Consider the following 22,852-nt stretch of genomic DNA (forward strand, 5'->3'; position numbering starts at 1 on the left):
GCTTTCAGAAACAGACCCATGGGCAGACCGACCAAGTTCACCCAGGCGCTGGCCGAGAAGATCTGCGAGCGCATTGCCGATCGGGAAAGCCTGCGGTCGATCTGCCGGGATGAGGATATGCCGGCGAAATCGACGGTGCTCTCCTGGCTCGCCGATGACGGTAAGGCGGCGTTTCGGGCGCGCTATGCGCTGGCGCGCGAGATCCTCGCCGACGGCTTCGTCGACGAGCTGGTCGAGATTGCCGACGACCGCAGCAACGACTGGATCGAAAAGAAGAATGCTAGTGGCGAAACCACCGGCTGGCAGGAGAACGGCGAGGCGATCCGGCGCTCGCAGCTGCGCATCGCCACCCGCCAATGGGTTGCCGAGAAGCTCAAGCCGAAGAAATACGGCGCCAAGGCCGAGCCCGAACAGGGCGTGACCGGCGAAGTCTCGCAATTGCTGGAAGATATCAATGGCAAAACCCGCGGACTTCCAAACGGCGGTTGACCAGTTTTCCGACTGGCGCTGGCGGCTGAACAATCTTTACTGGATCACCGACAAAGCGGGCCGGCGCGTCAGGTTCGAGATGAACGTGATGCAGACGACCTTCTTCGAGCAGATGCATTATCTGAACGTGCTTTTGAAGGCCCGCCAGCTCGGGCTGACGACCTTCATCCAGATCTTCATGCTCGATGCCTGCGTCTTCAACCGGGATATCAGGGCGGGCACCATCGCCCATACGCTGGGCGACGTGCAGACGATCTTTCGGGACAAGATCAAATATCCCTATGACAATCTGCCCGAAGGCATTCGCAACGCCGTGCCCGTCGTCAGGGGCAACCAGGCCGAACTGCTGCTCGCCAACAATTCGAGCATCCGTGTCGGCACCTCGCTGCGCTCGGGAACGCTGCAATATCTGCATATTTCCGAATATGGAAAGCTCTGCGCCAAATATCCCGAGAAGGCGAGGGAGGTCCGCACCGGCGCCTTGAACACGGTGCAGGCCGGCCAGCTGGTCTTCGTCGAAAGCACGGCGGAGGGCCAGGAAGGGCATTTCTATTCGCTCTGCGAGGACGGCCAGGTCAAGCAGCGCCAGGCGGCGAAGCTGACCGAACTGGACTTCAAGTTTCATTTCTTCCCCTGGTGGAAGGAGCCGCACTATTCGATCGCGGCCGATGGCGTCATCGTCAGCGATGCTTTCGTCAAATATTTCCGCCAGCTCGGCGAACAGGGGATCACGCTGACCGATGGGCAGAGGGCCTGGTACGTCAAGAAGGCCGAAACCCAGCTCGGCGATATGAAGCGCGAATATCCCTCGACGCCGGCCGAGGCTTTCGAGGCGAGCGTCGAGGGCGCCTATTACGCCGATCAGATGGCGGTCGCCGACGCCGAAGAGCGCATCGGGGTTTTCCCGCATGTCGAAGGTTATCCGGTTCACACCATCTCCGACATCGGCATGGACGATGCCAACAGCGTCTGGCTGTTCCAGGTGCTGCCCGGCCGGGTGCGGATGATCGGCTATTTCGAGCATACCGGCACTGGCATGGACGGCATGCTCGGCGAGCTGGAGCGGCGTGCGCGCGACAATGGTTATATCTACGGCGTCCACAACATGCCGCATGACATCAAGGTCAGGGAATGGACGCGCGGCGGCATGACCCGCATCGAAGTCATGCTGAAAGAGGTCAAGGCGCGTGGTCTCGGCACGGTGCGCAAGGTCGAGCGCGCCTATGTGCACGACCGCATCAACGCCACCCGGCGCATCCTGGCCAAGGTCGAGTTCGACCAGGCCGGCTGCGCCGACGGCATCAAGTGCCTGCGCAATTACCGCAAGGACTGGGACGAGGATCTCGGCGTCTTCCGCGACGAACCGCTGCACAACTGGGCGTCACACGGTGCGGATGCTTTCGGCGGCCTGGCGATCATCTTCACCGGATTGGCGCCCGAACCGCTGAAGTCCGAGCGTAAGTCGCTGCCGACGTTCCAGACGATGACATTCAACGAATTTGCCGATGCCACCCCTAGACATAGCGAGCGTGTTTGATGGAAGACGAGATAACGGCTTCAGAGGACGGGCAGCGCTGGGATCCGGCCAAGGTCGGCGCCCATTGGCAGCAGGAACTCGAGCGCGCCCAGCGCTATTTCAAGTCCTGGCACGACCGCTGCGTCAAGATCGAAAAGATCTATCTCGACCAGCAGTCCGACCAGACGAGTGCCGCCAAGCGCCGCTTTCCGATGCTCTGGGCCAATACCTCGGTGATGCAGCCGGCCGTCTATGCCCGCGTGCCGCAGCCGGTCGTCGAGCGCCGCTTCAAGGATGCCCAGCCGGTGGCGCGCATCGCCTCGGAACTGGTCGAACGCAATCTCGCCTATACCGGCGATGAGGCCGATCTCGATTCGATCATGCGGGCGGTGCGCGACGATTTTCTGCTTTGCGCCCGGGGCACGGTGTGGCTGCGTTACGAGGCCGATTTCGAGCCGCTCGATATGGGCGTCGCCCCCTCGAACCCGGCGGCAGCCCAAAATCTACCCGAGAGTTTGCCAGGTCGGATGGGCGGCGCTCAGCCGGAAGCGATCAGCGACGAGCGTGTCTGCATCGATTATGTCCACTGGTCGGATTTCCTGCATTCGCCGGCGCGGCGCTGGAAGGACGTGACCTGGGTGGCGCGGCGCGTGCCGATGACCGACGAGGAAATGGAAAAGCGCTTCGGCGCCGAGGCCATGGCATCGCGAGCGGCCGAAGGTGCGGCCGGCAATAAGGGCACCAGCCAGGCCGAGCGCCTGGAGAATGAGGGCAAGACCCATGTCTGGGAGATCTGGTGCAAGAGCGAGAATTATACCGTTTGGATTGCCGACGGTTCGCCGGTGGCGCTTGAGGTTTCCGAGCCGCCGCTCGACCTGACGCACTTCTGGCCTTGCCCGCGCCCGGCCTACGGCACGATGTCGACGAGCTCGCTGATCCCGGTTCCCGACTATGTCTATTACCAGCAGCAATGCGACGAGATCGATCTTCTCACAAAGCGCATCAACAAGCTGACCGACCAGCTCCGACTAAAGGTGTTCTATCCCTCCGGCGACGGCGCGATCTCGCCGGCGATCGAGAAGGCGATGCGGCCTGAGAACGACATGGTCATGGTGCCGATCCCGGAATGGGCGGCCTTTACCGACAAGGGCGGCTCGAAGGCGATCGTGACGCTGCCGATCGACGAGGTGCAGAAGGTGATCGTCGCCTGCATGTCGGCCCGCAAGCAACTGATCGAGGATGTATATCAGATCACCGGCATCTCCGACATCGTGCGCGGCGACACGCAGGCATCGGAGACGGCCACAGCCCAGCGCATCAAGAGCCAGTGGGGCTCGATCCGCATTCGCGACCGCCAGGCCGAGCTGGCCCGTTTTGCCCGCGACATCATCCGCCTTGCCGGCGAAATCATCTGCGACCAGTTCCAGCCGGAAACGCTGATGCTCGTCAGCGGCATCCGGCTGCCGACGATGGCTCAGAAGCAGCAGGTCGAGATGCAGATGCAGCAGATGCAGATGGCGGCGCAGCAGGCGGCGATGCGGGCGCAGCAGATGGGGCAACCCGCCCAGTCGTCCCCAGGAATGGCGCCGCCCGAAATGCCGCCGCAGCTGCAGCAGATGATGGGGCAGCCGACGATCGACGAGGTGGTGCAGCTCCTGCGCAATGACAGCATTCGCGGCTTCCAGATCGAGATCGAGACGGATTCGACCATCGAGCCCGACGAGGACGCCGAAAAGCAGCGCCGGATGGAGTTCGTCCAGATGGTCGGCGGCTTCATGCAGCAGGCCGGCGCCATGGCGCAGCAGTCGCCGATGCTGGTGCCTGTCATGGTCGAGACGCTGCTCTTTGCCGCCCGCGGCTTCCGGGCCGGGCGTCAGCTCGAAAGCACGCTGGAGCAGGTGGGCGCCCAGCTCTCCCAGGCAGCAAGCGCGCCGAAACCGGAGCCGCAGCCATCGCCCGGCGAGATGCTCAAGCTGAAAACCGCCGAGGTGAAGGCCGGCGCCGAACAGCGCAAGGCCGAACTCAGTGTAGCAGAGGCCGAGATCGAGCATCGCGCCACCGTCGAGCAGGCGCGCGGTGAGATGGCGGCGCAGGCATTGCAGCAGATCGGGGGGCAGCAGATCCAGGGCCAGCAATTCCAGGCGCAGCCGCCCTATCAGTGAACGGGAGCAACAGCATGAGAGAACGCTATTGCCGCGTCTGCGGCGGCTGGCACCAGCTCGACCGATGGCCGCACGACTGCATGCGGGCGCAAAACCCGGCTCAATCGGATCTGCCGGCGCCGCATTTCGTCAGCGACAGCATCGACATCCAGTCGATGCACGACGGCAAGCATTACACCTCGAAAGCCAGGCTGCGTTCGGCCTACCGGGCAGCCGGGGTGGTCGAGATCGGCAATGAAAAGCCGCAGCCGATCGAGCAGCCGAAGACGGATCGCAACGAGATCCGCAACGAATTGCGGCGGGTTTACACCGAGTACAACGCCTGATGCATGGCGCCCGGAAGTGTGCAGCGGTTCCGGGATAACGACATGCATAAAAAGCTCTAACGGGCATCAATCCCCGACATAGGAAATTTCCCCATGGATATGGAAGACCTGAACGATGCCGGCAGCGGCAGCGAAGATTTTGGTGCGTTCGACGACAAGTCATTGAGCGATAGGCCCGTCAGCATCCGCGACAGTTTGAAAGCGGCGATCGACACCGTCGAGACCAATGGACCGGGCGATATATCAGGCCAGCCGCGCGACGGCGAAAACGGCCGCTTCCTGGCCAAGGGGCAGGAGCAAGCCTCCGTCTCTCAGCGGGCAGGGCAGGCGCCGGCGGCAAATGCCGCCCAGCAGCCGGCGCCGCAGAACCGCGGGCAGGGCGGGGAACAGCCGGCAGCCAGCGGCAGCCGGGTTCCGCCCGGCTGGTCGGCGGAAGCCAAGGCGCAGTTCACCAGCCTTCCCGGCGAAGTGCAGGCGGCGATCGCCAAACGGGAACAGGAGGTCGATAACGGCTTCCGCGTTCTCCAGGATTACAAGGGGTTGGAGGAGTTCACCCCGATCATCCGCCAGGCCGGCATGACCCATGCCGATGTCATGCGCCGGGCGATCGACTGGGAGAAGGCACTGATCCACGATCCCGTCAACACCGTCGTTCACGTCGCCAGGATGGCCGGGGTCAATCTGCACGCCCTGGTCAACGGTCAGACGGGAGAGATCCTGCAGCGCAATTCGCAGCAGGCCTTATCACAACCGCAGCCTCGATCTTTCAATGTCGAGGCGACGGTCGAACATGTTCTCAGGAAAAGGGACACCGAAACTCAAGTCGATGCCTTCCTTTCCGACCCGGCAAACGCGCACGCCGAAGATGTGCTCGACGACATGATCGCCCTCGTCAACGCAGGGCGGGCATTCTCGCTCCAGGACGCCTACGACGCCGCATGCTGGATGCGCCCGGACATTCGCCGGCAGTTGATCAGCCAGACTGCTCAAGCCTCCGTCCCACCACTCCAAGCCCAGAGGGCCGCAGCGGCAGATCAAGCCCGCCGCGCCTCGCGATCCATCTCTGGTTCTTCCGCCCCGGGCCCGACCCGCGATGCGGCAAGGGGCCAGCCCACCTCCATCCGCGACTCGCTGCGCGACGCCATGCGTTTTTCGCGCGGCCAAGTCTGATCAAAGGCCAATTCTGATCAAAGGCCAAGTCTGATTAAAGGAACGATCGATGCCCATCTCGCCCAATCTCTCTGAAATCGTCACCACGACGCTGCGCAACCGCAGCGGCACGGTCGCCGACGACGTGACGAAGAACAACGGTCTTCTCACCCGTCTCAACAGCCGCGGCCGCAAGAAGCCGATCTCCGGCGGCCGCACTATCGTCCAAGAGTTGCAGTATCAGGAAAATTCTACCTTTAAGCGGTATTCCGGATACGATATCCTGAACGTCCAACCCTCCGACGTCATCACCGCCGCCGAATACGACCTGAAACAGGCCGCGGTCGCCGTCTCCATGTCCGGCCTCGAACAGCTGCAGAATTCCGGCGAGGATGCGATCCTCGATCTGCTCGAGCAGCGTATCGAGAACGCCGAAACGACGCTGAAGAACAACATCGCGCTCGACTGCTATTCCGACGGCACGGCCGATGGCGGGCGGCAGATCGGCGGCCTGCAGCTGTTGATCTCGACCTCGCCGACCTCAGGCACCGTCGGCGGCATCTCGCGGGCCACCTGGGGTTTCTGGCGCAACCAGAAATTCTCGGCCTCGGCCGATGGCGGTGCGGCCGCCACCAATGCCAACATCCAGAGCTATATGAACCGGCTCTATATGTCCTGCGTGCGCGGCTCCGACGCCCCCGATCTCGTCGTCGCCGACAACAACTTCTTCCGCCTCTACTGGGAATCGCTGCAGGCGATCCAGCGCATCACTTCGGCCGACAAGGGCATGGCCGGCTTCCAGTCGCTGCAATATATGGGCGCCGACGTGATCTTCGACGGCGGCTTCGGCGGCGGTGCGCCGCTCAATCAGATGTTCTTCCTGAACACCAAATACCTGTTCTACCGCCCGCACCGCGACCGCGACATGGCACCGATCGGCGACGAGCGCATGAACACCAACCAGGATGCCTTCGTCCAGCTGATGGGCTTTGCCGGCAACCTCACCATGAACAACGCCTTCCTGCAGGGCGTGCTGTTCGCCTGATCGTCCACGAAAGGAATAAAGCAAATGTCGGTCGCAACAATCCAGTCCGATCGTCTTGGCGCGAACCCGTTCGTCGTCGAAGGCCCGATCGTTTCCGGCTCCGGTATTCCCGGGCCGAACTTCGCCCTCGGCGCGATTGCCGGCGGCGATCGCGAATCTGAATGGGTCTATTGCCAGCTGGTGCTGGCCGCGCAGACGACCCTTCAGCCCGGCCAGTGGTTTCAGTGGACCCGGGACTATGTCGCTTCGCTGCTGACCACGGCGGCGGCCGTCGTCGGCCAGCGCTGCGGCGTCTTTTCCGGTGCCGCCCAGCCGCCGACGCTGACCGGCGGTCCGGTCGGCGCCATTACGCTCGCAGCCGGCACCTATTACATTTGGCTGCAGCGCAACGGCCAGGCGCCGTCGCAGGTGGCAAGCGCAACGGCGGCCCTCGTCGTTGCCGAAACCACCGCTACCGCAGGCCAGGCGAGCGCCCCGGCTTCGGCCACCGCCACCACCAAGGCGATTGCCAACGTCAACTTTGCCGCCGCCAACCAGACGTTTACGGCCAACACCGTCAACGGCTCCAACCTGCTGGCGGGTATCGCCGGTCTGAGTGCCGGTTCCGGTCCGTTCATCGGTGCGGCGGTTTCCGGCACCGGCATTGCTGGTGGCACGACGATTGCGGGCATCACCTACAGCCCGAATGGCGTCGTGCAGAGCATCACGCTCTCGGCCAATGCGACGGCCAACGGCACGGGTATCACCGTCACCGCGACGGGCGTGCTCGAGGCGACGCTGATGCGGCCGTTTTTGTCGAAGGTGAACTAAAGCCGTCGACCTTTCTATGTTCGGTGTGCCCCTCATCCGCCTGCCGGCACCTTCTCCCCGCGCGCGGGGAGAAGGGAGCAAGCCGCGAGCTTTCCGTCCCCACAGACCTCTCGCAGGGCACGTCCCCTCTCCCCGTTTTTACGGGGAGAGGGTTAGGGTGAGGGGCAGCCACCGGCACGACATCACAGCCGGCGCTTCGGCGCCCGCATCTCCCCGCCATCACCAGCGAGACCAGCACATGCCCGACAACACCGGAATCTATGCCTCCTTCAGCCTCGAACCGGTCGAACAGACCTTTCTGACCGAGAAGGAAGGCCGGCCGATTTTTGCCGATAAGGAATTCGTCCGCATCTTCATCGCCGGCGACAAACACACCGAGGTCTACCGCGAGGTGACCGACAACGACAAACAGCGCTTTGCCGACGCCTATAAGCGGTTCAAGGAGGGAGCCGAGGCCCGCGAGCAGCTGACCGGCACGCCGCTGGCCCAATGGCCCTATCTCAAGCCCAGCCAGATCAAGGAGATGGAGGCGGTCAATATCTATACCGTCGAGCAGCTCGCCGCCCTTTCCGACACCGCCAAGCAGAAGATCGGCATGGGCGCCAACGAGCTGACTGCCGCTGCCCGAGCCTATCTCGCCACCGCCGAGAACTCCAGCGCCGCTTCCGCCTTTGCCGCCGAAAACGAACGGTTGAAGGACGAGGTGACCCGTCTGCAGGAGCAGATGAAGGAGATGGCCTCGCGTTTCGAGGCATTGGAAAACGACGGCCAGGGCAGCAAGGCCCGCAGCCGCCCGGCCGCCTGAACAACTGCTTTGAACCGGAGACCCCCCGCATGTCGCTCCTGACCATCATTCAGAACGTCTGCGCGGAAATCGACCTCGATCCGCCGGCGGCCGTCATGTCCTCGGCGGATCCGCAGATCATGCAGCTGCGCATCCTCTCCACCCGCGCCGGCCGCGACCTGATGCGCCAGCATGACTGGTCGGCGCTGATGGTGCGGCGGCAGTTCGTGGCGACCGGTGCAAATCCGGAACCGGCAGAGCCGCCTGCCGACTGGAACCGCTTCGCCGCCAACGCCACGATCTGGAATGCCGCGCGCCTCTGGCAGCTCAACGGCCCTGTCGAGCCGCAGACCTGGCAGCGCCACACGATCCTCAATTCAAACCCGGTGCCGCAGATCTGGCGCATGGCCGGCGGCAAGCTCGACATCTACCCGAATGCCCCAGGCGAGACGGTCGAATATGCCTATATCTCCGGCTTCTGGGTGACGGTGAATGGCGGCGCGGCCACGGCGGGCAATTGGGCTGATGACAGCGATACCGCCCGTCTTCCCGAAGATCTCCTCGAACTCTCGCTGATCTGGCGCTGGAAGCGGGCCAAGGGCCTCGATTACGGCGAGGAGATCGCTAGCTTCGAGCGCTCCAAGGAAGCGGCGATCGGCGCCGACCGCGCCGCAAGCCCCGTCGACCTGTCGCTGCCGGCGCGGGGTCAGGCGCCCGAGAATTATTGGCCCGGCACGATCACGGGGGCAAATCCATGACCCGCAGACCTGTCCCTCCGAATGGGCGCACCGGCCGCGTTTCGCCGAGCAAAGATTGGATCGCGCCGATCGGCGGCTGGCGAACCGATGTCGAGATGGCCGATATGCCCGCAGATGCGGCGTTTCAGCTCGACAACTTCTTTCCCGAGGCCAACCGCGTCCGCGCCCGCTATGGTTTTCTCGCCTTCTCAACCGGCCTCGGCGGCGACGTGCAGACGGTCATTCCCTATTCGGGCGTCAGCAACAGGCTGTTTGCCGCCGCCGGCGACAAGATCTTCGACGTGACGGTGGGCGGTGCTGCCGGTGCGCCCGTCGTCTCCGGCATGGCAAGCGCCCATTGGTCGGTGCAGCAATACACCAACCCGGCCGGCCAGGAATTCCTGCGTCTCGTCAATGGCCTGGACACGCCGCTGCTCTTCAACGGCACCTCCTGGACCAATAATTTTCTGGTCGGCACGGCAGTGCTCGCCACCCAGAACGTCGCCGTCCGCAATACGGCCTATACGCTGAGCTTTTTCGGCACCGGCTCGGTCACGCTCTCCGGCGCCTTCTCCGGTACGCTGAACGGCACCGGCGTCAACAACCGGGTGTCGCTTGCCTTCACGCCGGCGGCCGGCACGCTCGTCGTCACCGTGACGGGAACGGTCACCAATGCGCAGCTGGAAAAGGGCGCGGCCGCCACCCCTTACGTCGCCTCGACGATGATATCAGGCATATCGGACTCGTCGCTGCTGATCGCGGTGACGGCCTATCGTTCGCGCCTGTGGTTCATCGAGAAGAATTCGACCAATGTCTGGTATCTCGCCACCGACGCCGTCAGCGGTGCGGCCACGGTGCTGCCGGTCGGCGGCAACATGAAATATGGCGGCACGCTGGTTGCGATCAACGTCTGGACGATTCCGGTTTCGACGGGCCTGCAGCAGTGCCTGGTGCTGATCTCCTCGGAAGGCGAGGTGATCGTCTTCCAGGGCTCCGATCCCTCGAGTGTTTCGAACTGGGGCCTGATCGGCACCTTCAAGCTCGGCCGGCCGCTCGGCAGCGACCGATGCCTGCTCTCGGTCGGCGCCGATCTGGCGATCATGACGACCGACGGCATCGTGCCGATCACCAAGGCGGTGCAGCTCGACCGCGGCGCCACCAGCCTCGGGGCGATTACTTCAAGGATCGGCCCGACCTGGCGCGAGACGGTGGCGGCAACCGGCACGACCTCGCAGGAGTGGCAGCTTTCGAGCTTCCCGGCCAGGCAGATGGCGATCGTCAACCTGCCGTCCTCCGTCGGTCCCTATCAATATGTGATGAACACCGAGACCGGCGCCTGGTGCCGCTTCGTCGGCATGCCCGCCTCCTGCTGGGCGACCTGGCAGGACCGGCTGTTCTTCGGCGCCGGCACCGGCACGGTCTATGAGGCCGAGGTCGGCGCCAACGACAATGGCGTGGCGATCGACGCGCTGATGGTCGGCGCGTGGAGCCGTTACGGCGACGGGCTCTCGACCAAGCTCTCGAAGCTGATCGGGGTGACGGCGCAGATCGGCGTTTCCTCGCTGATGTATGGCGGGATCTCGGTGGATTACCAGACCAAGATTCCGACGGCCCTTTTGTCCTCCGTCGAAAACAACGCGGCGGCTAAATGGGGAACGGCGGTCTGGGGCGTGTCGAAATTTCCCGGCGTTTCGCTGGTGCGCAAATTCGCCTCCGCCGGCGGCGCCGGTTCGGCCTTGGCGCCGACGATCCGCGCGCTGATCTCCGGCTCCTCCGGCTCCGTCTCGGAAGCCGCCGTCGTCGGCGGCTCGGTGCTTTACGAAAAGGGCACGCCGATTTGATCGTCTCCGAACCGCGCGCGGAAATCGCCGCCTGGGTCGGCGGCCGGATCGGCGTCAGCTTCCACCCGCCTTACACCACGCTTGCCCATGTCGACCGCGGCCGGATCATTGCCGGCTTCGTCTTCAACGTCTGGACCGCGCATGACGTCGAGGTCTCGCTTGCCGCCGACCGGCTGACGCGGACGCTGATGCGATCGGTTTTTCAATATGTCGTGCATCAGCTCGGCTGCCGGCGCGCAACCGCCAGGACCCGGGCCGACAATTTCGACGCCCAGACGATGCTCGCAAGGCTCGGCGCCCGGCTGGAAGGCCGCCAGCAGGCCTATTTCGGCGACTGCGACGCGCTGCTTTACGCAATCATGAAGGAGGATTTTCTCTATGGTCTCCACGCCGAAGGCCCCCAAGGCGCCTGACCCGACCCAGACCGCGGCGGCCCAGACGGCCACCAACGTCGACACCGCCATCGCCAATGCCGGCTTGAGCCACACCAACCAGTACACGCCGGATGGCTCGCTGGAATACAAGGTCAGCGGCTACCAGACGATGAAAGACCAGACCGGCAAGACCTATCAACTGCCGACCTATTCGGCCTATCAGACCTATTCGCCGGAAAACCAGGCGATCTACGACCAGACGCAGCAGACCCAGCTCGGCCTCGCCAGGCTCGCCAACGACCAGACCGGCAAGATCTCCGGCATCCTCGGCACCAATGTCGATTTGAGCGCCGGCAATGTCGACAAATACGTCAATAATCACTGGCAGTCCGGCTTCAACAACCAATGGGACCGCGATCAGGCAAGCCTCGACCAGAGCCTGGCCGACAAGGGCATCTCGATGGGCTCGGCGGCTTACGACAACGCCATGCGCGATTTTTCCACCCGCAAGCAGGCCGCCTCTGACCAGTATCTCGGCGATATGTATTCGAACGCGCAGAACGCCATCCTGACCGAGCGCAACCAGCCGCTGAACGAGATCTCGGCGCTGATGTCGGGATCGCAGGTGCATCAGCCGAGCTACGTCAACACGCCGACGACGCAGCTGCCGAACGTCGACCAGGCGGGGCTGATCAACGACAATTTCAACCAGAAAATGGGCCTCTACGACCGCCAGGTCGCCCAATCCAACGCCGCGATGGGCGGCCTTTTCGGGCTCGGCGGAACACTCCTTGGCGGCTGGGCGAAATCCGACCGGCGGCTGAAGGAGGACATCAAACGCGTCGGCACGCTGGATAACGGCCTGCCTGTTTACGCCTACCGCTACAAGGACGGCGGCCCGATGCAGCTCGGCCTGATGTCCGACGATGTGCGAAAAATCCATCCGGACGCGGTGTTCGAACACGAAGACGGCTTCGACCGCGTCTTCTACGGAAGGGCAGTGGCATGATCCCAACCATCTTCGCCGGCAATACCGGCAGGACCCAGAGCGACATCGACGACAAGCGCAAGCAACTGGCCTACGCCATGCTGGAGCAGGGCATGGATGCGAGCCCGGTGCAGTCGCCGTGGCAGGGCGCGGCGCGGCTGGCGCAGGCGCTGATGGGTGGGCTGGCGATCAGGCAGCAGGATCAGGAGCGGCAGTCTACTGCGGCCAAGGCTCCCGCGGCGCCGACGGCCGCGCCTGCCATTCCGCCCGGCGTGCCCGCCACTCCGCCGGCGAAGCCCCCTGGCTTCCTGTCGTCGCTGTTCGGTGGACAGCGCAGTATTCCATGACGATGCCGGAGCCCTTTTGCTGTCAAGGGTCGCTAGCGCCCGCGATTTAGGCTCCACCTGCTGTTGTCGGCCTTTTCTGCCGAACGGACAGTGGCCATTCCTTCAAACCAAATTCCGATGAACAGCCTGCGAGTTCGGCCCTTCTGAAGGCCATTGCCATTGCGAACGTCCCCCGAGGCGCACGCCGTGGCGATTCAATCTTTGCAAGGCTGAAAGCCGGCGTGCGGCTCAGGTTCGCTCCTGCATCCTAAGACTGAGACAGACCTCCAAGCTGCTGCTCAGACGCCTTGTCGAACCCAATCACCATCCACAGGAGATTATAATGCCAGATAACAGAACACCGGTTGTACCACCGAGAAAAGTTGCCGAGCTTAGAAATGACCCTTATGCGGGGCAGTCCGGCGACCTCTCGGTCAACAATGCCTTACGCGCCTTCAGCCGCGGCACTGTCGCCGGTCCCTATCTCGACGAAATGGACGCTGGGACAGCTGCATTCCTGGCGCCCGTTGTTGACCCACTGCTGCCTGATTTTTTGTTTCCGCCGCTGCCGGGCGAAACGCTTGGAGAGCGGTATGATAACGCACTCGCTATTCAGCGCGGGATGGACAGAGCCTTCGACGAACAGCATCCCTATGTCTCCGAAACGCTGCAGCGCGCCGGAGGTTTGGCCTCTGACCTAGCTTTTAAGTTGCCGTCAGGGAGGAAAGCCGACATCGCGCGCGGTGCCTTTGAAGGTTTCGGGAACGGGGAAGGTGGTTTTGGGAACCGAGTTGAGCAGGCCATTCGTGGCGCTGGCGAAGAGGCTGTGAAAGGACTCGCTATGGATGCTTTAACGGGGCGTCGTATGATGCCGGCCGAAGCCGGCAGCGAAGGTGGTCGGAGAGCCGGCGCGAAGGCTGCTCTTACACGCGCGCTTCTTAGAGTACGCGGTCGAAATGGCGGTGGTGGTGGCTGGTGACCTATCCCCGCCAATTCAGGCTTCCGGGGCCGCAACGCGAGAAAGCTCGTTCGGCCCCGGCGCAGACACCACGGCGGCTATACCTTCTTCGATATTGCCTGTTGGTTTGACGTTGTAAACTTCATCGCGATGGCGGCGATATCAAGAAAAGCAAAGGCAGCAACCAAAGGTATATTTTTGACGCCGAATATCTTCGTCAAGGAGCTCTTCCAGCCGAAACGCGCCTGCACAGCGCCCTTGAAGGGAGTAAATCCAGATCAAAGGAGCGGGAAGATTGCGTTGAGCTTCGACAGCCAACCCCACTCTGCGCAGGAGTTCGGCCAATCGCTCAAAATTGTAAAGGTTCAAATGCCGCGGGAAATAATATCCGCCCCAAGCGCAGCCCGCTCGAACTGAGTTATCTCGCTTCCTTTGAGCTCTTGCTTCTAACCAGCACATTCATACCGCCACCTTCCGGAATCATCGCGCGTACTTTGTCGGCGTCTTCGGGCAGCTTCCTGCCAGATGCCATTTCGCCAATTTCGTAACCGCCCTCCCAGAGAAGCTCCAACAACTTGTCGAAGTCTCCGGGATTGTCAGCATAAACATAGGGGGCCAATTCAAGCATTATCCGCGGCTGGAACTCTTTGAGAGTCACCGTCGCCCCAAGTAGAACTGCCAGCTCATTGCCGTCGACGTCAAGTTTTATGAAATCGACCTTGCCGACCCCAAGATCCCGCAGTGTTTCGTCCACTGTGCCGAGCCGCGCGCCCTTTGTCGACATGAGACGACCGTGGTGTTCACTATGCAAATCTTCGGCAACTTCGAGCGGCCAGCTTGAATAGACCGCCTCGGGCATCGCTTCGGACGCACTTGCCATAAGCATCATCTGGTAAGCGTCGATCCGCTGGGCGAGCGTCGGGTTGAGCGCAATATTGGCTTTCTGTTTCGCGAATGCATGAGCCGTCGGCTCGAAGGAGATTACCCTGCCGGCTCCGCCCACCAATTGCGCCAGGGGCAACGTATGAGAACCGACATTGGCACCGATATCGAGGACGATGTCTCCATCCCCTATCAGCTCTCTATACCTATCGAGCGTTCTGACCTCGAACCCGCCCAACAGGTAGATCGCGAAATCAACGCCGTCTCTCAGGTCCAGCGACCAATTTACTCCCCGCCGTTTCGCGATCACGGTGGCGGGTAAGCCAACGCAACCCCGGACGAACAAGACAGCTTTAGATAGAGAGCGAGCGATCAGGATTTTGTTGCTGGTGGATAACATTGTCCGCACGTCGCCTTTAAGTGATATTGGGATGGGCAGGCGCTCTTCTTGCAACGATCAGATTGCAATATTGGCCCGCGTTTTCTGGATCGAGGCTCTCGTCATTGAAAGCAGTACCAGGTGGATCCGCAATGTTGTGGAACTCGAAATTCAGCATCTTTAGGAATTGGGTGAGCTCGGACGGATTCACTGACGCTTTCGACAGGCCGTAAGGCCAGAACTCCATGAAAACCCGAATGTCGCGGTTCTCTCGCAGCACCCGCTCGGCACCCTGCAGAACGCTCAACTCGTATCCCTGAACATCAATTTTGATAAAATCGACCCGTTGCCCTGGCGAAAAGTAATCGTCGAGCTTCACCAATGGGACGTCGATGCTCACTCGCCCGTCGCCGCTATCGAATGTTCGGTGATCGACATTCAGCTCGGCCGAAACATACAGCCTGGTGGTGCCGCTGGCCGCTCCGACCGCGGCGTGCCGCAGCGATACATTCGACAAGCCGCTTACCGTCGCTTCAAGCTTTTCGAAATTCGCCGGCGCCGGCTCGAAGGCATGCACATGGCCGGTCGCTCCCGTCAGAGCGGAGAACATACGGGTATATATTCCGATATTTGCACCGATATCTGCGACGATCATGCCCGGCGAAAGCATCTCGCGCATCAGTGCGCGCTCACGTCGTTCTGAAACTGCCTTCCATACGGAATAGAGAGGGTAATAAAGGGGATAACAGTGTCGATAGAGCCAATCGGCGAGACGTAGCAAAACCATCCCTACACCTCTTCTTTTGATGTGAGGCGGGCCGTGAAGAATGAGGCGAACACCTTGGGCAGCGCGGTGCCTATTGCTCTGTCGAGCTTGAAGTAAGGCTTATAAGCCCAACCAGGCACAGGATACTTTCTCGATATCCCGCCTGTCACCATATAGGAGAGCGAGGTGAAATAGCTGATCCTCGTCTTCTCGAGGCTATAGCAATCTGCAAGCTCAGCGAGCCAGTCCGGCCGCTGAAAGAAGATCATATGTGGCATAGCCTGATTTGAGGTCGAAAGAGGACCCTGAACGGTATCCAGAACCGGGCGGTGGATACTGAAATCCACCGGCTCATGATGGAGAAGTTTATACATCGGGTAGGATAGCCAGGACAAATAGGGTTCCGTCACATACACCCTGCCGCCCTTTGTGAGCTTTCGCGTTGCTCCGCGGAGGAAAGCAAGGGGATCCTTCAGGTGATGCAGAACATTGGTCATGGTAATCACATCGACGCTGTGGTCGGCGATGTCAGGCAAGCTCGCGATCTCGTGGCAATCGAAGACAAAGTCCAGATAGTCTAACTTCAGCACATCGGAGGTGATGACATTCGGTAGGAAGCCCTTGAGAGGCGATGTTCCGCTCCCGATTTCCAGAACGGTATTCGTGGCAATATCCGGTTCCTGCCGAAACATCTCCTGGTAGAGCTCACCATACCAGTGCATCAGGTTCGGATTTGCGCTTAGCCGCGTGCGATTTGCCAGCGTCTGAGCAAGATCGGCCTCATAGAGAGCGCTTTCGGATTCCATCGTCAGAGAAACTTTATTCGTCTTGCCGCAAAAACCAGCATGGCCAACAGAATGGCACCGTGGCGCCAACGCGAGATGTTCGTTTCACCGTAGAGTCTTTCACGATAGCTGATCGGAACCTCGACGATCTTAAGGCCCATCCGCGCCGCACCGAAGATCAGGTCGAAATCACCAAAGGGATCGAAATCACCGAAGTAGGATCTGTTTGCCTGAAGCTTCAGATAATTGGAGCGGCTGATCACCTTGGTTCCGCATAGGGTGTCTTTGTATCTCTGGCCAAGAACGAAGGAGAAAGCCAATGCGAAAAACTTGTTGCCCAGGAGGTTGAAGAAACGCATAGCCTCCTTTTCCATGGGATAGACCAAGCGCGTGCCGTTGATGAACTCGCCTTTCCCGTCCTTGATGGCATTGTAGAATTTCGGCAAATCCTCGGGCGGGACCGTCATGTCCGCGTCAAGAATCATCAAGACGTCCTTTGAGGCCAGCGAAAAACCCTTCCTGACGGCATCGCCTTTACCCTTGCCGTCCTGCTGGGCAATCAGGATGGTGCGTTCGCCGCCATAACGCTGTTGCGCTTCCTGGATCGCCTTCCACGTCGCGTCGGTTGAATTGCCTTCGACAAAAATGAGTTCATCATCCGGCCCCATGACCGGCAACCGTTTGACAATATCCTCGATATTTCCTGCCTCGTTTCTCGCTGGAACTACAATTGACACCGACGGCTCCGCCTTGGACGCGGCATCGCCGATCGGTCTCGCAATCGCGATGTTGAGAAGGCAGAGAGTTCGAAGAAGCGGAAGAGGAGCAAGGCAGCGGTTAACAAAGCCACTGATAAGCGGGATGTAAACCGGGATCAGGATCTTCTGGTCCAGTCGTATCAATTCAAAGTCTTCGAGCGTCAAAAGATTCTCGATGTCTTCATGGGCAAGCCAATTCGATTCAGGAACCCGCCGGCGCAGGCCGAGCTTGGATGCGAGAGTTGCAAGCGGCCGCCACATACTGCTGTAATAGGTAAGGACAAGCCGTGTCTCTTGCGAACACAATGCACGTGCCTGAGCGAACATGCTCTGTATGTCTCGTTCGTAATGGATGAGGCCGCTAATGACCAGGTAATCAGGTTTGGTGTCAGCGACGTCTTCGATCTTGACGATCTTGTGCTCGTCAAACTCATTCACAGGTTCTGCAGCTTGCGTTCTCGAGCGAAACGCCACCTTGCCCTGAGGAAATTTGCCAACCAGAAGCGGCGTCGTCGGATCGATCTCGACCACGGAATTCTGGCCTAAGACAAACAGCCCAATGTATTTTCTCAAGAGAGAATAGAAATAATTCTTCATAGAGTTACCTCGGCGCCAAGCGGTTCAAGCGCCAATGTCCCAGGATGAGGGCTGCAGGCACGACGTAGACGACAAAAAAGAGAAAATGAACGGCCGTTGCCAGGAGCAACCCCTCCGACGGCGAACGCCCTAGTAATACGAATGCCGAAACGACGGATGCATGGAAGGTGCCGACTCCCGATGGCGCAGCCGGGATCATCAGGCCCAACCCGCCGGCAAACAACATGAACAACGATTCTTGATAACTCAGCGCGATGCCGACAAACCGGGCGACGAAGATATACGCAAGGGCGTATGCCGAAAGCCACAAAGCTAGTGTGAGAAAGGCCGGAACGATAGTCACGGACAGAGTTAAGCTCCGTGCGGAATTTCGGATAAAAGAAATAACGTGACGGTCAAAGAAATCCTGACGTCGCAGGAGACCGAAGACAGGTCGCAATATCGGGACAAGCCGATCGCCGAAATTCCTTATCAGAACTGCCGATAGAAATATCCCAACCAATGCACCAAGCATGATGACCAAAAGAACATTTCGGTATTCGGAATTTAATGTATGACTCAGTAAAACCAAAGAAAATATGCCGACCGAAATGATCGTCACCAGGTCAACCATCTTTTCGACCAGAAGCCTGCCAAGAGCGTCTCCGTAGGGGACAGTCGCGACAACTCGGCTGTAATGTACACGCAAGAGGTCTCCGCCTCTCGCGGGAAGGAACATGTTGGCGCCCAGGCCGAGTAGGGAGGCCATGAGGGACGTTCTGTAACCGATCTTGCCATCCAGCAACAGGCGCCATCGCACCGCATAAGCTGCAGCGATGCCGAAGGTGACAAGCATAAACCACAGGAGCGATGTGACGGATATTCCGCTGCGAAAAATGCGGATGGCTTCTTCCCAATCCACCGCCCTTAGCAGGAATATCAGGAGGACAAGGCTTATTGCGGAGGCTATAAGCATCTGCAGGCGTTGATGATTGAAGAGGCCAGTTGTCACGTTTTCTGATGTTCTCTTTCGAAGCCGCGCCGACTTTAAACCGCAAGTGTCTACTCGGATCGCTGCCCCTAACATATCACAACAATCAGGGGCAACCCCGTGACCTCTTCCTTTCACAGGAGTTGCAGTGGCGACGGAGCTGCTTTCAGTCCGTGGGCTGCTGCCTTTTAATTCAGGGCCAATTGGGCCAGCCACGCCTTTGCGAAGCGGTTTTCTAAATCAATCACTGTCGTAAGCAAGAGCAAAAATCCCGCCGCTTTATGCTTTGTATCTATCTGCCCCCGGGGTTCGCGCCTACCTCGCGAACCTACTGGTTCAGCCCACGTGTCTAACTGACCCACGGATGGATGGCCGCGCTTGCTGAAGCTCTTCTTTCGCAGAACGCCGCTCAGGTGAGGCAGCAACCATCAGTAGGCAGCATGCCAGCAGGCCGCCGATAAAAGGAACGGCGATCCCTTTGACGGCCCAGAATGGGAGCGCTGCGGTCAGCAATCATAAGGCGCGACTCTCACAGGTATTCTCCATCCAGTGGAGAAGAAAAAGAATGCAACTCACTTTATCCGAGTGCATTGCGGCAACAATCAACCCCTTCTTTCGGAGCAGGTAAATGCCCAGAAACCCATCAACCGGCGTCTATTCCAAACCCGCCGGCACGACACCCTCCGTCGGCCAGGTCATCGACCCGGCGCCGTGGAACGCGCTGACCACCGATCTCGGCAACGAGATCACCAATTCGCTGCCCCGCGACGGCTCGGCGCCGATGATCGCGCCGCTCAAGGCGGCCGGCGGAACGGTGTCCGCGCCGGGCGTCGGCTTCGCCTCGAACCCGCAGACCGGCGTCTATCTGAAAGGCGGCGGCCTGCTCGGCTTTGCCCAGAACGGCGTCGATGTCGCGTTCGATCAGGATCTGGTCTATGCGGCCAAGTCGGGCAATTATACCGCCGTTGCGGTCGACGATAACGCCGTCCATCGCTTCACGGCAGTCGCAACGCTGACGCTGACTGCCGCCGCCACACTCGGGGCGAACTGGCATTATGTCATCATCGCAGATGGCGGAGACGTGACGATTGATCCGAACGGTGCCGAGACGATCAATGGCGCGGCCACTCTTCGTGTTCCAGACGGCTCGCAGGCTCAGATCATCTGCAGCGGGACGGCGTTCTTTGCCTTCGTTACCTCGACGGAAATATTCGGCGAATGCCGTCTGACGCTGTCCGGTGGCAACTTGCTGCTGTCGCGTTTCAACGGTCGCCGACTGACCATCAACGGGGCTGGCGAACTCATCCCGTCCGCCGGGGTCACCCTCGCGGCAACCGGACTGACGCCTTCACCCCCGACGCCCTACTACATCTACGCTTATATGAACTCGGGCACGATGACGCTCGAAGCCTCGGGGACGGCGTATGCGACGGATGTCGTGACCGGAGTCCAGATCAAGACGGGTGATGCCACAAGAACGCTCGTCGGCATTGCTCGGCCTATCACCGGGCCTGCTTGGGCTGATACGGCGAAACAGCGGTTTGTGCGCTCTTGGTATAATGATTCCGGCGTGTCGCTGTTTAGCAATTTCACTGCAAACAGATCTACCGCCAGCACTGCATTTGTTGAACTTAACTCGGAAATCCGCTGCGAATTCCTAATCTGGTCGGGTGAAACTGTTGCCGTAAGCTCTAGCGGCCCCTGCACCAACAACACCTCGGTAGGTAGAAATAACAGCACCTTGGGGTTCGATGGCACTACTCCGGAGCCGAATGGCAACGTGAACATTTTCGCCTCAGCTAATGACACTGCTCCCTATTCGATAAGCGCATCGAAAACTGGCCTGTCGGAGGGATATCATTACGTAACTCTGCTTGGTGCGGTGGCTATAGGAACTGGACTCTGGCAAGGCGACCTTGATGCGAGACGTTGCTCCACGTGGGGAAGGGTCTCTCGATAATGGTAAACATAAAATATGGCTCAGGCGTACAGGCATTTGGCAATAGCATCGCCGCCGGCGCGAACGCTTCTAGTGGTTCAGGTGACGGTGGATTGTTTCACCGTTCCGATCATTGCCGGGTTCGCCCCGGTCCTTGTTGGCCATATCCCATATCTATCGAATTGGGGCCAGTATGGAGGGGTGGCGACACAGGCACTCGCAGACCAAGCGAACGATATCATAACGAGTGTCGTGGACGAATGGAAAGCCGATGGGTTCCCGGTCGGTGTCGTGCCGGTCAACGAATTCTACAACACGGCAACAGACTGCGACATCGACGGAATTCACCCTCACACGGTGGGCATGCTGAATTACGCGGCCGGATATATCTCTCGGCTACGCATTCTCAGATGAGCAGAGAGCCCCGGCCATATATACCATGTTCCGCGCAGCGGTCTTCGGAGCTAATTTCAGGAAATTCTGACGGATCTGATACTTCAGCCAGCCCTTCGCCTTTCCGGCAAGGTGCTGCTCGTATTCGATGTCATGCGGGAACACCATAAGGCTTTCGACCTTGAAGCCGCAGGTTTTTAGCAGGTTTTCGAAAGATCCAGGGGTGTAGAAGTTGATATGCCCATAGGGGCCGGATTCGCGGATCGACTTGTCGAGGTTCCGCGTCAATTCCAGCGGCACTTCGATATAGAGCTTTTGGCTGACGCGCTTGGCCTCATAGAGGAACATGCGCTCATGCTCGACATGCTCCAGAACGTGGATCGCGAGGGAAAGGTCGAATGCTTTATCTGAGTGCGGGATCTTGTAGCCGTCGAACTGCTCGGCAGAGGTCAACCCCTCGATGCGCCTTGCCTTGATGGCCTGAAGGCCGGAGCCGGAAATCTCTACGGCGGCAAGCGTCTTTGCGAAATGGGAATTGCTCAATTCGGAAAGCACGGCACCATCCCCGGCGCCGATGTCGATGACCGAACCGAATGACTGCCCATCTGTAATCTTGCGGATGTGGCCAACTGACTGACGCGCGGCAATGGCTCGCTTCTCGGAGACGGAGCCGTCCGCGTAATAGCCTTCGTACATGTCAATGATTTCAGCACTGCTGCTCATGCGGTAAATCCCCTAGTTCGCGGTTAAGGCGAATACACCATTCCTGCCCCCAGCGAAAGCGGGCCTGAAACTCTCTCACATCACTGGAGACCTCCATGCTCGTCAGCAACTGGCGCGCAATCATCAAGCACGCCTGGTCGGTGCGGCTGATGGTGCTTGCGCTGTTCTTCATCATCCTTGAGCCGATCTACACGTTCGTCGCCGCCACCTGGGTGTCGCGCAATCTCTACATCCAGCTCGCCATGTCGGCGATCACCGGCCTTTTGGCCGTCGCGGCGATCGTTGCCCGCATCTTTGTTCAACAGAAAGTCTCAGGAGAATTGAATGGCAAACCGCCTGCAGAAGGGTAGTGCCGCCGCGGCCATGGCTGTGGCGCTCGTCGGCTCGTTCGAGGGATTGCGCCAGAATGCCTATCCCGATCCGGCGACAAAGGGGCAGCCATGGACGATCTGCTACGGCAGCACCAATGGCGTGAAGCCTGGCGATCACAAGACGGTGGAGCAGTGCAAGGCGCTTCTGGCGCTGGAGCTGAAGACCTATGCGAGCGGCGTCGAAAGCTGCGTGCGCGTGCCGCTGCCGGATGCGCGTTTCGTGGCGTTGACCTCGTTCGCCTATAATGTCGGCATTACGGCGGCCTGCGGCTCGAGCGCGGTCAGGCTCATCAACCAAGGCAGGACGGCCGAGGGCTGCGAGGCGCTGTTGAAGTGGAACCGCGCCGCCGGCATCACCTTTCCGGGCCTCACCCGGCGCCGGCAGAAAGAGCGCGCCTTCTGCCTCGAGGGCATCTGATGTTCTCCCTGCTCGACACGCTCAAGATGGGCGCCGGCATCGCCGCCGGCCTGGTGCTCTATCACCTCTATGCCGTTTCGATCGGCTATCCCTCGGCCGCCCGGCAGGCGCGGGCCGGCTATGTCATATTGGCCGAAAAAAGCGCAGCCGATGCGCGAGCCGCCGAGATGGAGCGCCAGCGCAATGCGGCGTCGCAAGCCATCGAAGAGCACCGCAAGCGCCTGGCAGCCGCCGAAGCCTCAGAGCAGGCGGCCAGAGACACACTGGAAACCGAGATCCAATCCTATGAGCTTCAGCTTTCCGAGAAGAACCGCGCTTGCGCTGTCACTGCTGCTGATCGTCAGTGGCTGCTCCGCCACTGAGCGG

Annotated in this window: 24 protein-coding genes; 18 read left to right on the forward strand and 6 right to left on the reverse strand. The window is 60.4% G+C overall.

Going from position 1 to position 22,852, the window contains the following annotated elements; genetic code table 11:
* Window positions 1-18: 18 nt before the first annotated feature.
* The 14 genes from BBJ66_RS13025 to BBJ66_RS13090 all read left to right on the forward strand — a co-directional run bounded on the left by BBJ66_RS13025 (window position 19) and on the right by BBJ66_RS13090 (window position 13,526).
* Window positions 19-489: a terminase small subunit protein gene (locus BBJ66_RS13025; RefSeq protein WP_071087519.1), complete on the forward strand. Its 471-nt coding sequence runs from the start codon at window positions 19-21 to the stop codon at window positions 487-489.
* On the forward strand, window positions 455-2,026 hold the full coding sequence (locus BBJ66_RS13030; protein WP_071087521.1) for a terminase: 1,572 nt from the start codon (window positions 455-457) through the stop codon (window positions 2,024-2,026). The genes BBJ66_RS13025 and BBJ66_RS13030 overlap by 35 nt, the downstream gene beginning before the upstream one ends.
* The gene (locus tag BBJ66_RS13035) at window positions 2,026-4,167 is read left to right on the forward strand and encodes a hypothetical protein (RefSeq protein ID WP_071087524.1); all 2,142 of its coding nucleotides are present in this window, start codon (window positions 2,026-2,028) and stop codon (window positions 4,165-4,167) included. The genes BBJ66_RS13030 and BBJ66_RS13035 overlap by 1 nt, the downstream gene beginning before the upstream one ends.
* A 14-nt stretch (window positions 4,168-4,181) precedes the next feature.
* Window positions 4,182-4,493 (forward strand): hypothetical protein, encoded by a 312-nt coding sequence (locus BBJ66_RS13040; RefSeq protein WP_071087526.1) that lies wholly within the window; start codon window positions 4,182-4,184, stop codon window positions 4,491-4,493.
* Between the two features lie 93 nt (window positions 4,494-4,586).
* Entirely contained in the window at window positions 4,587-5,663 is a 1,077-nt protein-coding gene (locus tag BBJ66_RS13045) for a hypothetical protein (RefSeq protein WP_071087529.1), read from the forward strand.
* A gap of 49 nt (window positions 5,664-5,712) precedes the next feature.
* Window positions 5,713-6,687, forward strand: a complete 975-nt coding sequence (locus BBJ66_RS13050) for a phage major capsid protein (RefSeq protein WP_003587937.1) — start codon at window positions 5,713-5,715, stop codon at window positions 6,685-6,687.
* Window positions 6,688-6,711: 24 nt separating this feature from the next.
* On the forward strand, window positions 6,712-7,497 hold the full coding sequence (locus BBJ66_RS13055) for a hypothetical protein (protein ID WP_071087531.1): 786 nt from the start codon (window positions 6,712-6,714) through the stop codon (window positions 7,495-7,497).
* 238 nt (window positions 7,498-7,735) lie between these two features.
* Window positions 7,736-8,302 carry a hypothetical protein gene (locus BBJ66_RS13060; protein WP_071087533.1) on the forward strand — a complete coding sequence of 189 codons (567 nt, stop codon included), beginning with the start codon at window positions 7,736-7,738 and terminating at the stop codon, window positions 8,300-8,302.
* A 29-nt stretch (window positions 8,303-8,331) separates the two neighbouring features.
* On the forward strand, window positions 8,332-9,039 hold the full coding sequence (locus BBJ66_RS13065; protein WP_071087535.1) for a phage adaptor protein: 708 nt from the start codon (window positions 8,332-8,334) through the stop codon (window positions 9,037-9,039).
* Window positions 9,036-10,859, forward strand: a complete 1,824-nt coding sequence (locus tag BBJ66_RS13070) for a hypothetical protein (protein ID WP_071087537.1) — start codon at window positions 9,036-9,038, stop codon at window positions 10,857-10,859. The genes BBJ66_RS13065 and BBJ66_RS13070 overlap by 4 nt, the downstream gene beginning before the upstream one ends.
* On the forward strand, window positions 10,856-11,272 hold the full coding sequence (locus tag BBJ66_RS13075) for a GNAT family N-acetyltransferase (protein WP_049734559.1): 417 nt from the start codon (window positions 10,856-10,858) through the stop codon (window positions 11,270-11,272). The genes BBJ66_RS13070 and BBJ66_RS13075 overlap by 4 nt, the downstream gene beginning before the upstream one ends.
* Window positions 11,238-12,242, forward strand: a complete 1,005-nt coding sequence (locus BBJ66_RS13080; RefSeq protein ID WP_049734558.1) for a tail fiber domain-containing protein — start codon at window positions 11,238-11,240, stop codon at window positions 12,240-12,242. Before BBJ66_RS13075 ends, BBJ66_RS13080 begins: the two co-directional genes overlap by 35 nt.
* Complete coding sequence (locus BBJ66_RS13085) at window positions 12,239-12,568, forward strand: hypothetical protein (RefSeq protein WP_049734557.1); 330 nt, start codon at window positions 12,239-12,241, stop codon at window positions 12,566-12,568. The genes BBJ66_RS13080 and BBJ66_RS13085 overlap by 4 nt, the downstream gene beginning before the upstream one ends.
* Window positions 12,569-12,890: 322 nt before the next feature.
* Complete coding sequence (locus BBJ66_RS13090) at window positions 12,891-13,526, forward strand: hypothetical protein (protein WP_049734556.1); 636 nt, start codon at window positions 12,891-12,893, stop codon at window positions 13,524-13,526.
* A 397-nt stretch (window positions 13,527-13,923) separates the two neighbouring features.
* On the opposite strand, the gene BBJ66_RS13095 is transcribed toward BBJ66_RS13090, so the two are convergent.
* The 5 genes from BBJ66_RS13095 to BBJ66_RS13115 all read right to left on the reverse strand — a co-directional run bounded on the left by BBJ66_RS13095 (window position 13,924) and on the right by BBJ66_RS13115 (window position 18,663).
* On the reverse strand, window positions 13,924-14,787 hold the full coding sequence (locus BBJ66_RS13095; RefSeq protein ID WP_071087540.1) for an FkbM family methyltransferase: 864 nt from the start codon (window positions 14,785-14,787) through the stop codon (window positions 13,924-13,926).
* 16 nt (window positions 14,788-14,803) lie between these two features.
* Window positions 14,804-15,445: an FkbM family methyltransferase gene (locus tag BBJ66_RS13100; RefSeq protein WP_244471323.1), complete on the reverse strand. Its 642-nt coding sequence runs from the start codon at window positions 15,443-15,445 to the stop codon at window positions 14,804-14,806.
* Between the two features lie 110 nt (window positions 15,446-15,555).
* A complete protein-coding gene (locus BBJ66_RS13105; RefSeq protein WP_049734552.1) occupies window positions 15,556-16,338 on the reverse strand; it encodes a class I SAM-dependent methyltransferase in 783 nt (260 codons plus the stop codon).
* Between the two features lie 2 nt (window positions 16,339-16,340).
* Window positions 16,341-17,672 (reverse strand): glycosyltransferase family 2 protein, encoded by a 1,332-nt coding sequence (locus BBJ66_RS13110; RefSeq protein ID WP_071087541.1) that lies wholly within the window; start codon window positions 17,670-17,672, stop codon window positions 16,341-16,343.
* Between the two features lie 4 nt (window positions 17,673-17,676).
* Window positions 17,677-18,663 (reverse strand): lysylphosphatidylglycerol synthase transmembrane domain-containing protein, encoded by a 987-nt coding sequence (locus tag BBJ66_RS13115; protein WP_244511665.1) that lies wholly within the window; start codon window positions 18,661-18,663, stop codon window positions 17,677-17,679.
* Between the two features lie 607 nt (window positions 18,664-19,270).
* Here BBJ66_RS13115 and BBJ66_RS35280 point away from each other — a divergent pair.
* Window positions 19,271-20,602 carry a hypothetical protein gene (locus BBJ66_RS35280; RefSeq protein WP_244511666.1) on the forward strand — a complete coding sequence of 444 codons (1,332 nt, stop codon included), beginning with the start codon at window positions 19,271-19,273 and terminating at the stop codon, window positions 20,600-20,602.
* A gap of 375 nt (window positions 20,603-20,977) precedes the next feature.
* Here the strand turns inward: BBJ66_RS35280 and BBJ66_RS13130 are convergent, their stop codons facing one another.
* Window positions 20,978-21,670, reverse strand: coding sequence for a class I SAM-dependent methyltransferase (locus BBJ66_RS13130; RefSeq protein ID WP_244511667.1), 693 nt, complete (start codon window positions 21,668-21,670; stop codon window positions 20,978-20,980).
* Window positions 21,671-21,792: 122 nt separating this feature from the next.
* Between BBJ66_RS13130 and BBJ66_RS13135 the strand changes: the two genes are divergently transcribed.
* The 3 genes from BBJ66_RS13135 to BBJ66_RS13145 are packed head-to-tail and all read left to right on the forward strand — an operon-like array spanning window position 21,793 to window position 22,848.
* Complete coding sequence (locus tag BBJ66_RS13135; RefSeq protein WP_049734545.1) at window positions 21,793-22,047, forward strand: DUF7940 domain-containing protein; 255 nt, start codon at window positions 21,793-21,795, stop codon at window positions 22,045-22,047.
* Entirely contained in the window at window positions 22,022-22,486 is a 465-nt protein-coding gene (locus tag BBJ66_RS13140) for a lysozyme (RefSeq protein ID WP_071087549.1), read from the forward strand. Before BBJ66_RS13135 ends, BBJ66_RS13140 begins: the two co-directional genes overlap by 26 nt.
* Window positions 22,486-22,848, forward strand: a complete 363-nt coding sequence (locus BBJ66_RS13145; protein WP_071087551.1) for a hypothetical protein — start codon at window positions 22,486-22,488, stop codon at window positions 22,846-22,848. The genes BBJ66_RS13140 and BBJ66_RS13145 overlap by 1 nt, the downstream gene beginning before the upstream one ends.
* Window positions 22,849-22,852 lie beyond the last annotated feature (4 nt).

The organism is Rhizobium sp. RSm-3 (assembly GCF_001854685.1).
Classification (GTDB): Bacteria; Pseudomonadota; Alphaproteobacteria; order Rhizobiales; family Rhizobiaceae; genus Rhizobium; species Rhizobium ecuadorense.

Bases quoted from the DNA above. Each gene is read 5' to 3' on its own strand.
- BBJ66_RS13090 (WP_049734556.1), top strand. From the start codon at position 12,891: ATGCCAGATAACAGAACACCGGTTGTACCACCGAGAAAAGTTGCCGAG.
- BBJ66_RS13040 (WP_071087526.1), top strand. From the start codon at position 4,182: ATGAGAGAACGCTATTGCCGCGTCTGCGGCGGCTGGCACCAGCTCGAC.
- BBJ66_RS13130 (WP_244511667.1), bottom strand. From the start codon at position 21,670: ATGTACGAAGGCTATTACGCGGACGGCTCCGTCTCCGAGAAGCGAGCC.
- BBJ66_RS13035 (WP_071087524.1), top strand. From the start codon at position 2,026: ATGGAAGACGAGATAACGGCTTCAGAGGACGGGCAGCGCTGGGATCCG.
- BBJ66_RS13055 (WP_071087531.1), top strand. From the start codon at position 6,712: ATGTCGGTCGCAACAATCCAGTCCGATCGTCTTGGCGCGAACCCGTTC.
- BBJ66_RS13080 (WP_049734558.1), top strand. From the start codon at position 11,238: ATGGTCTCCACGCCGAAGGCCCCCAAGGCGCCTGACCCGACCCAGACC.
- BBJ66_RS13070 (WP_071087537.1), top strand. From the start codon at position 9,036: ATGACCCGCAGACCTGTCCCTCCGAATGGGCGCACCGGCCGCGTTTCG.
- BBJ66_RS13140 (WP_071087549.1), top strand. From the start codon at position 22,022: ATGGCAAACCGCCTGCAGAAGGGTAGTGCCGCCGCGGCCATGGCTGTG.
- BBJ66_RS13085 (WP_049734557.1), top strand. From the start codon at position 12,239: ATGATCCCAACCATCTTCGCCGGCAATACCGGCAGGACCCAGAGCGAC.
- BBJ66_RS13105 (WP_049734552.1), bottom strand. From the start codon at position 16,338: ATGGAATCCGAAAGCGCTCTCTATGAGGCCGATCTTGCTCAGACGCTG.
- BBJ66_RS13100 (WP_244471323.1), bottom strand. From the start codon at position 15,445: ATGCGCGAGATGCTTTCGCCGGGCATGATCGTCGCAGATATCGGTGCA.
- BBJ66_RS13135 (WP_049734545.1), top strand. From the start codon at position 21,793: ATGCTCGTCAGCAACTGGCGCGCAATCATCAAGCACGCCTGGTCGGTG.
- BBJ66_RS35280 (WP_244511666.1), top strand. From the start codon at position 19,271: ATGCCCAGAAACCCATCAACCGGCGTCTATTCCAAACCCGCCGGCACG.
- BBJ66_RS13110 (WP_071087541.1), bottom strand. From the start codon at position 17,672: ATGAAGAATTATTTCTATTCTCTCTTGAGAAAATACATTGGGCTGTTT.
- BBJ66_RS13065 (WP_071087535.1), top strand. From the start codon at position 8,332: ATGTCGCTCCTGACCATCATTCAGAACGTCTGCGCGGAAATCGACCTC.
- BBJ66_RS13025 (WP_071087519.1), top strand. From the start codon at position 19: ATGGGCAGACCGACCAAGTTCACCCAGGCGCTGGCCGAGAAGATCTGC.
- BBJ66_RS13095 (WP_071087540.1), bottom strand. From the start codon at position 14,787: ATGTTATCCACCAGCAACAAAATCCTGATCGCTCGCTCTCTATCTAAA.
- BBJ66_RS13050 (WP_003587937.1), top strand. From the start codon at position 5,713: ATGCCCATCTCGCCCAATCTCTCTGAAATCGTCACCACGACGCTGCGC.
- BBJ66_RS13060 (WP_071087533.1), top strand. From the start codon at position 7,736: ATGCCCGACAACACCGGAATCTATGCCTCCTTCAGCCTCGAACCGGTC.
- BBJ66_RS13030 (WP_071087521.1), top strand. From the start codon at position 455: ATGGCAAAACCCGCGGACTTCCAAACGGCGGTTGACCAGTTTTCCGAC.
- BBJ66_RS13145 (WP_071087551.1), top strand. From the start codon at position 22,486: ATGTTCTCCCTGCTCGACACGCTCAAGATGGGCGCCGGCATCGCCGCC.
- BBJ66_RS13045 (WP_071087529.1), top strand. From the start codon at position 4,587: ATGGATATGGAAGACCTGAACGATGCCGGCAGCGGCAGCGAAGATTTT.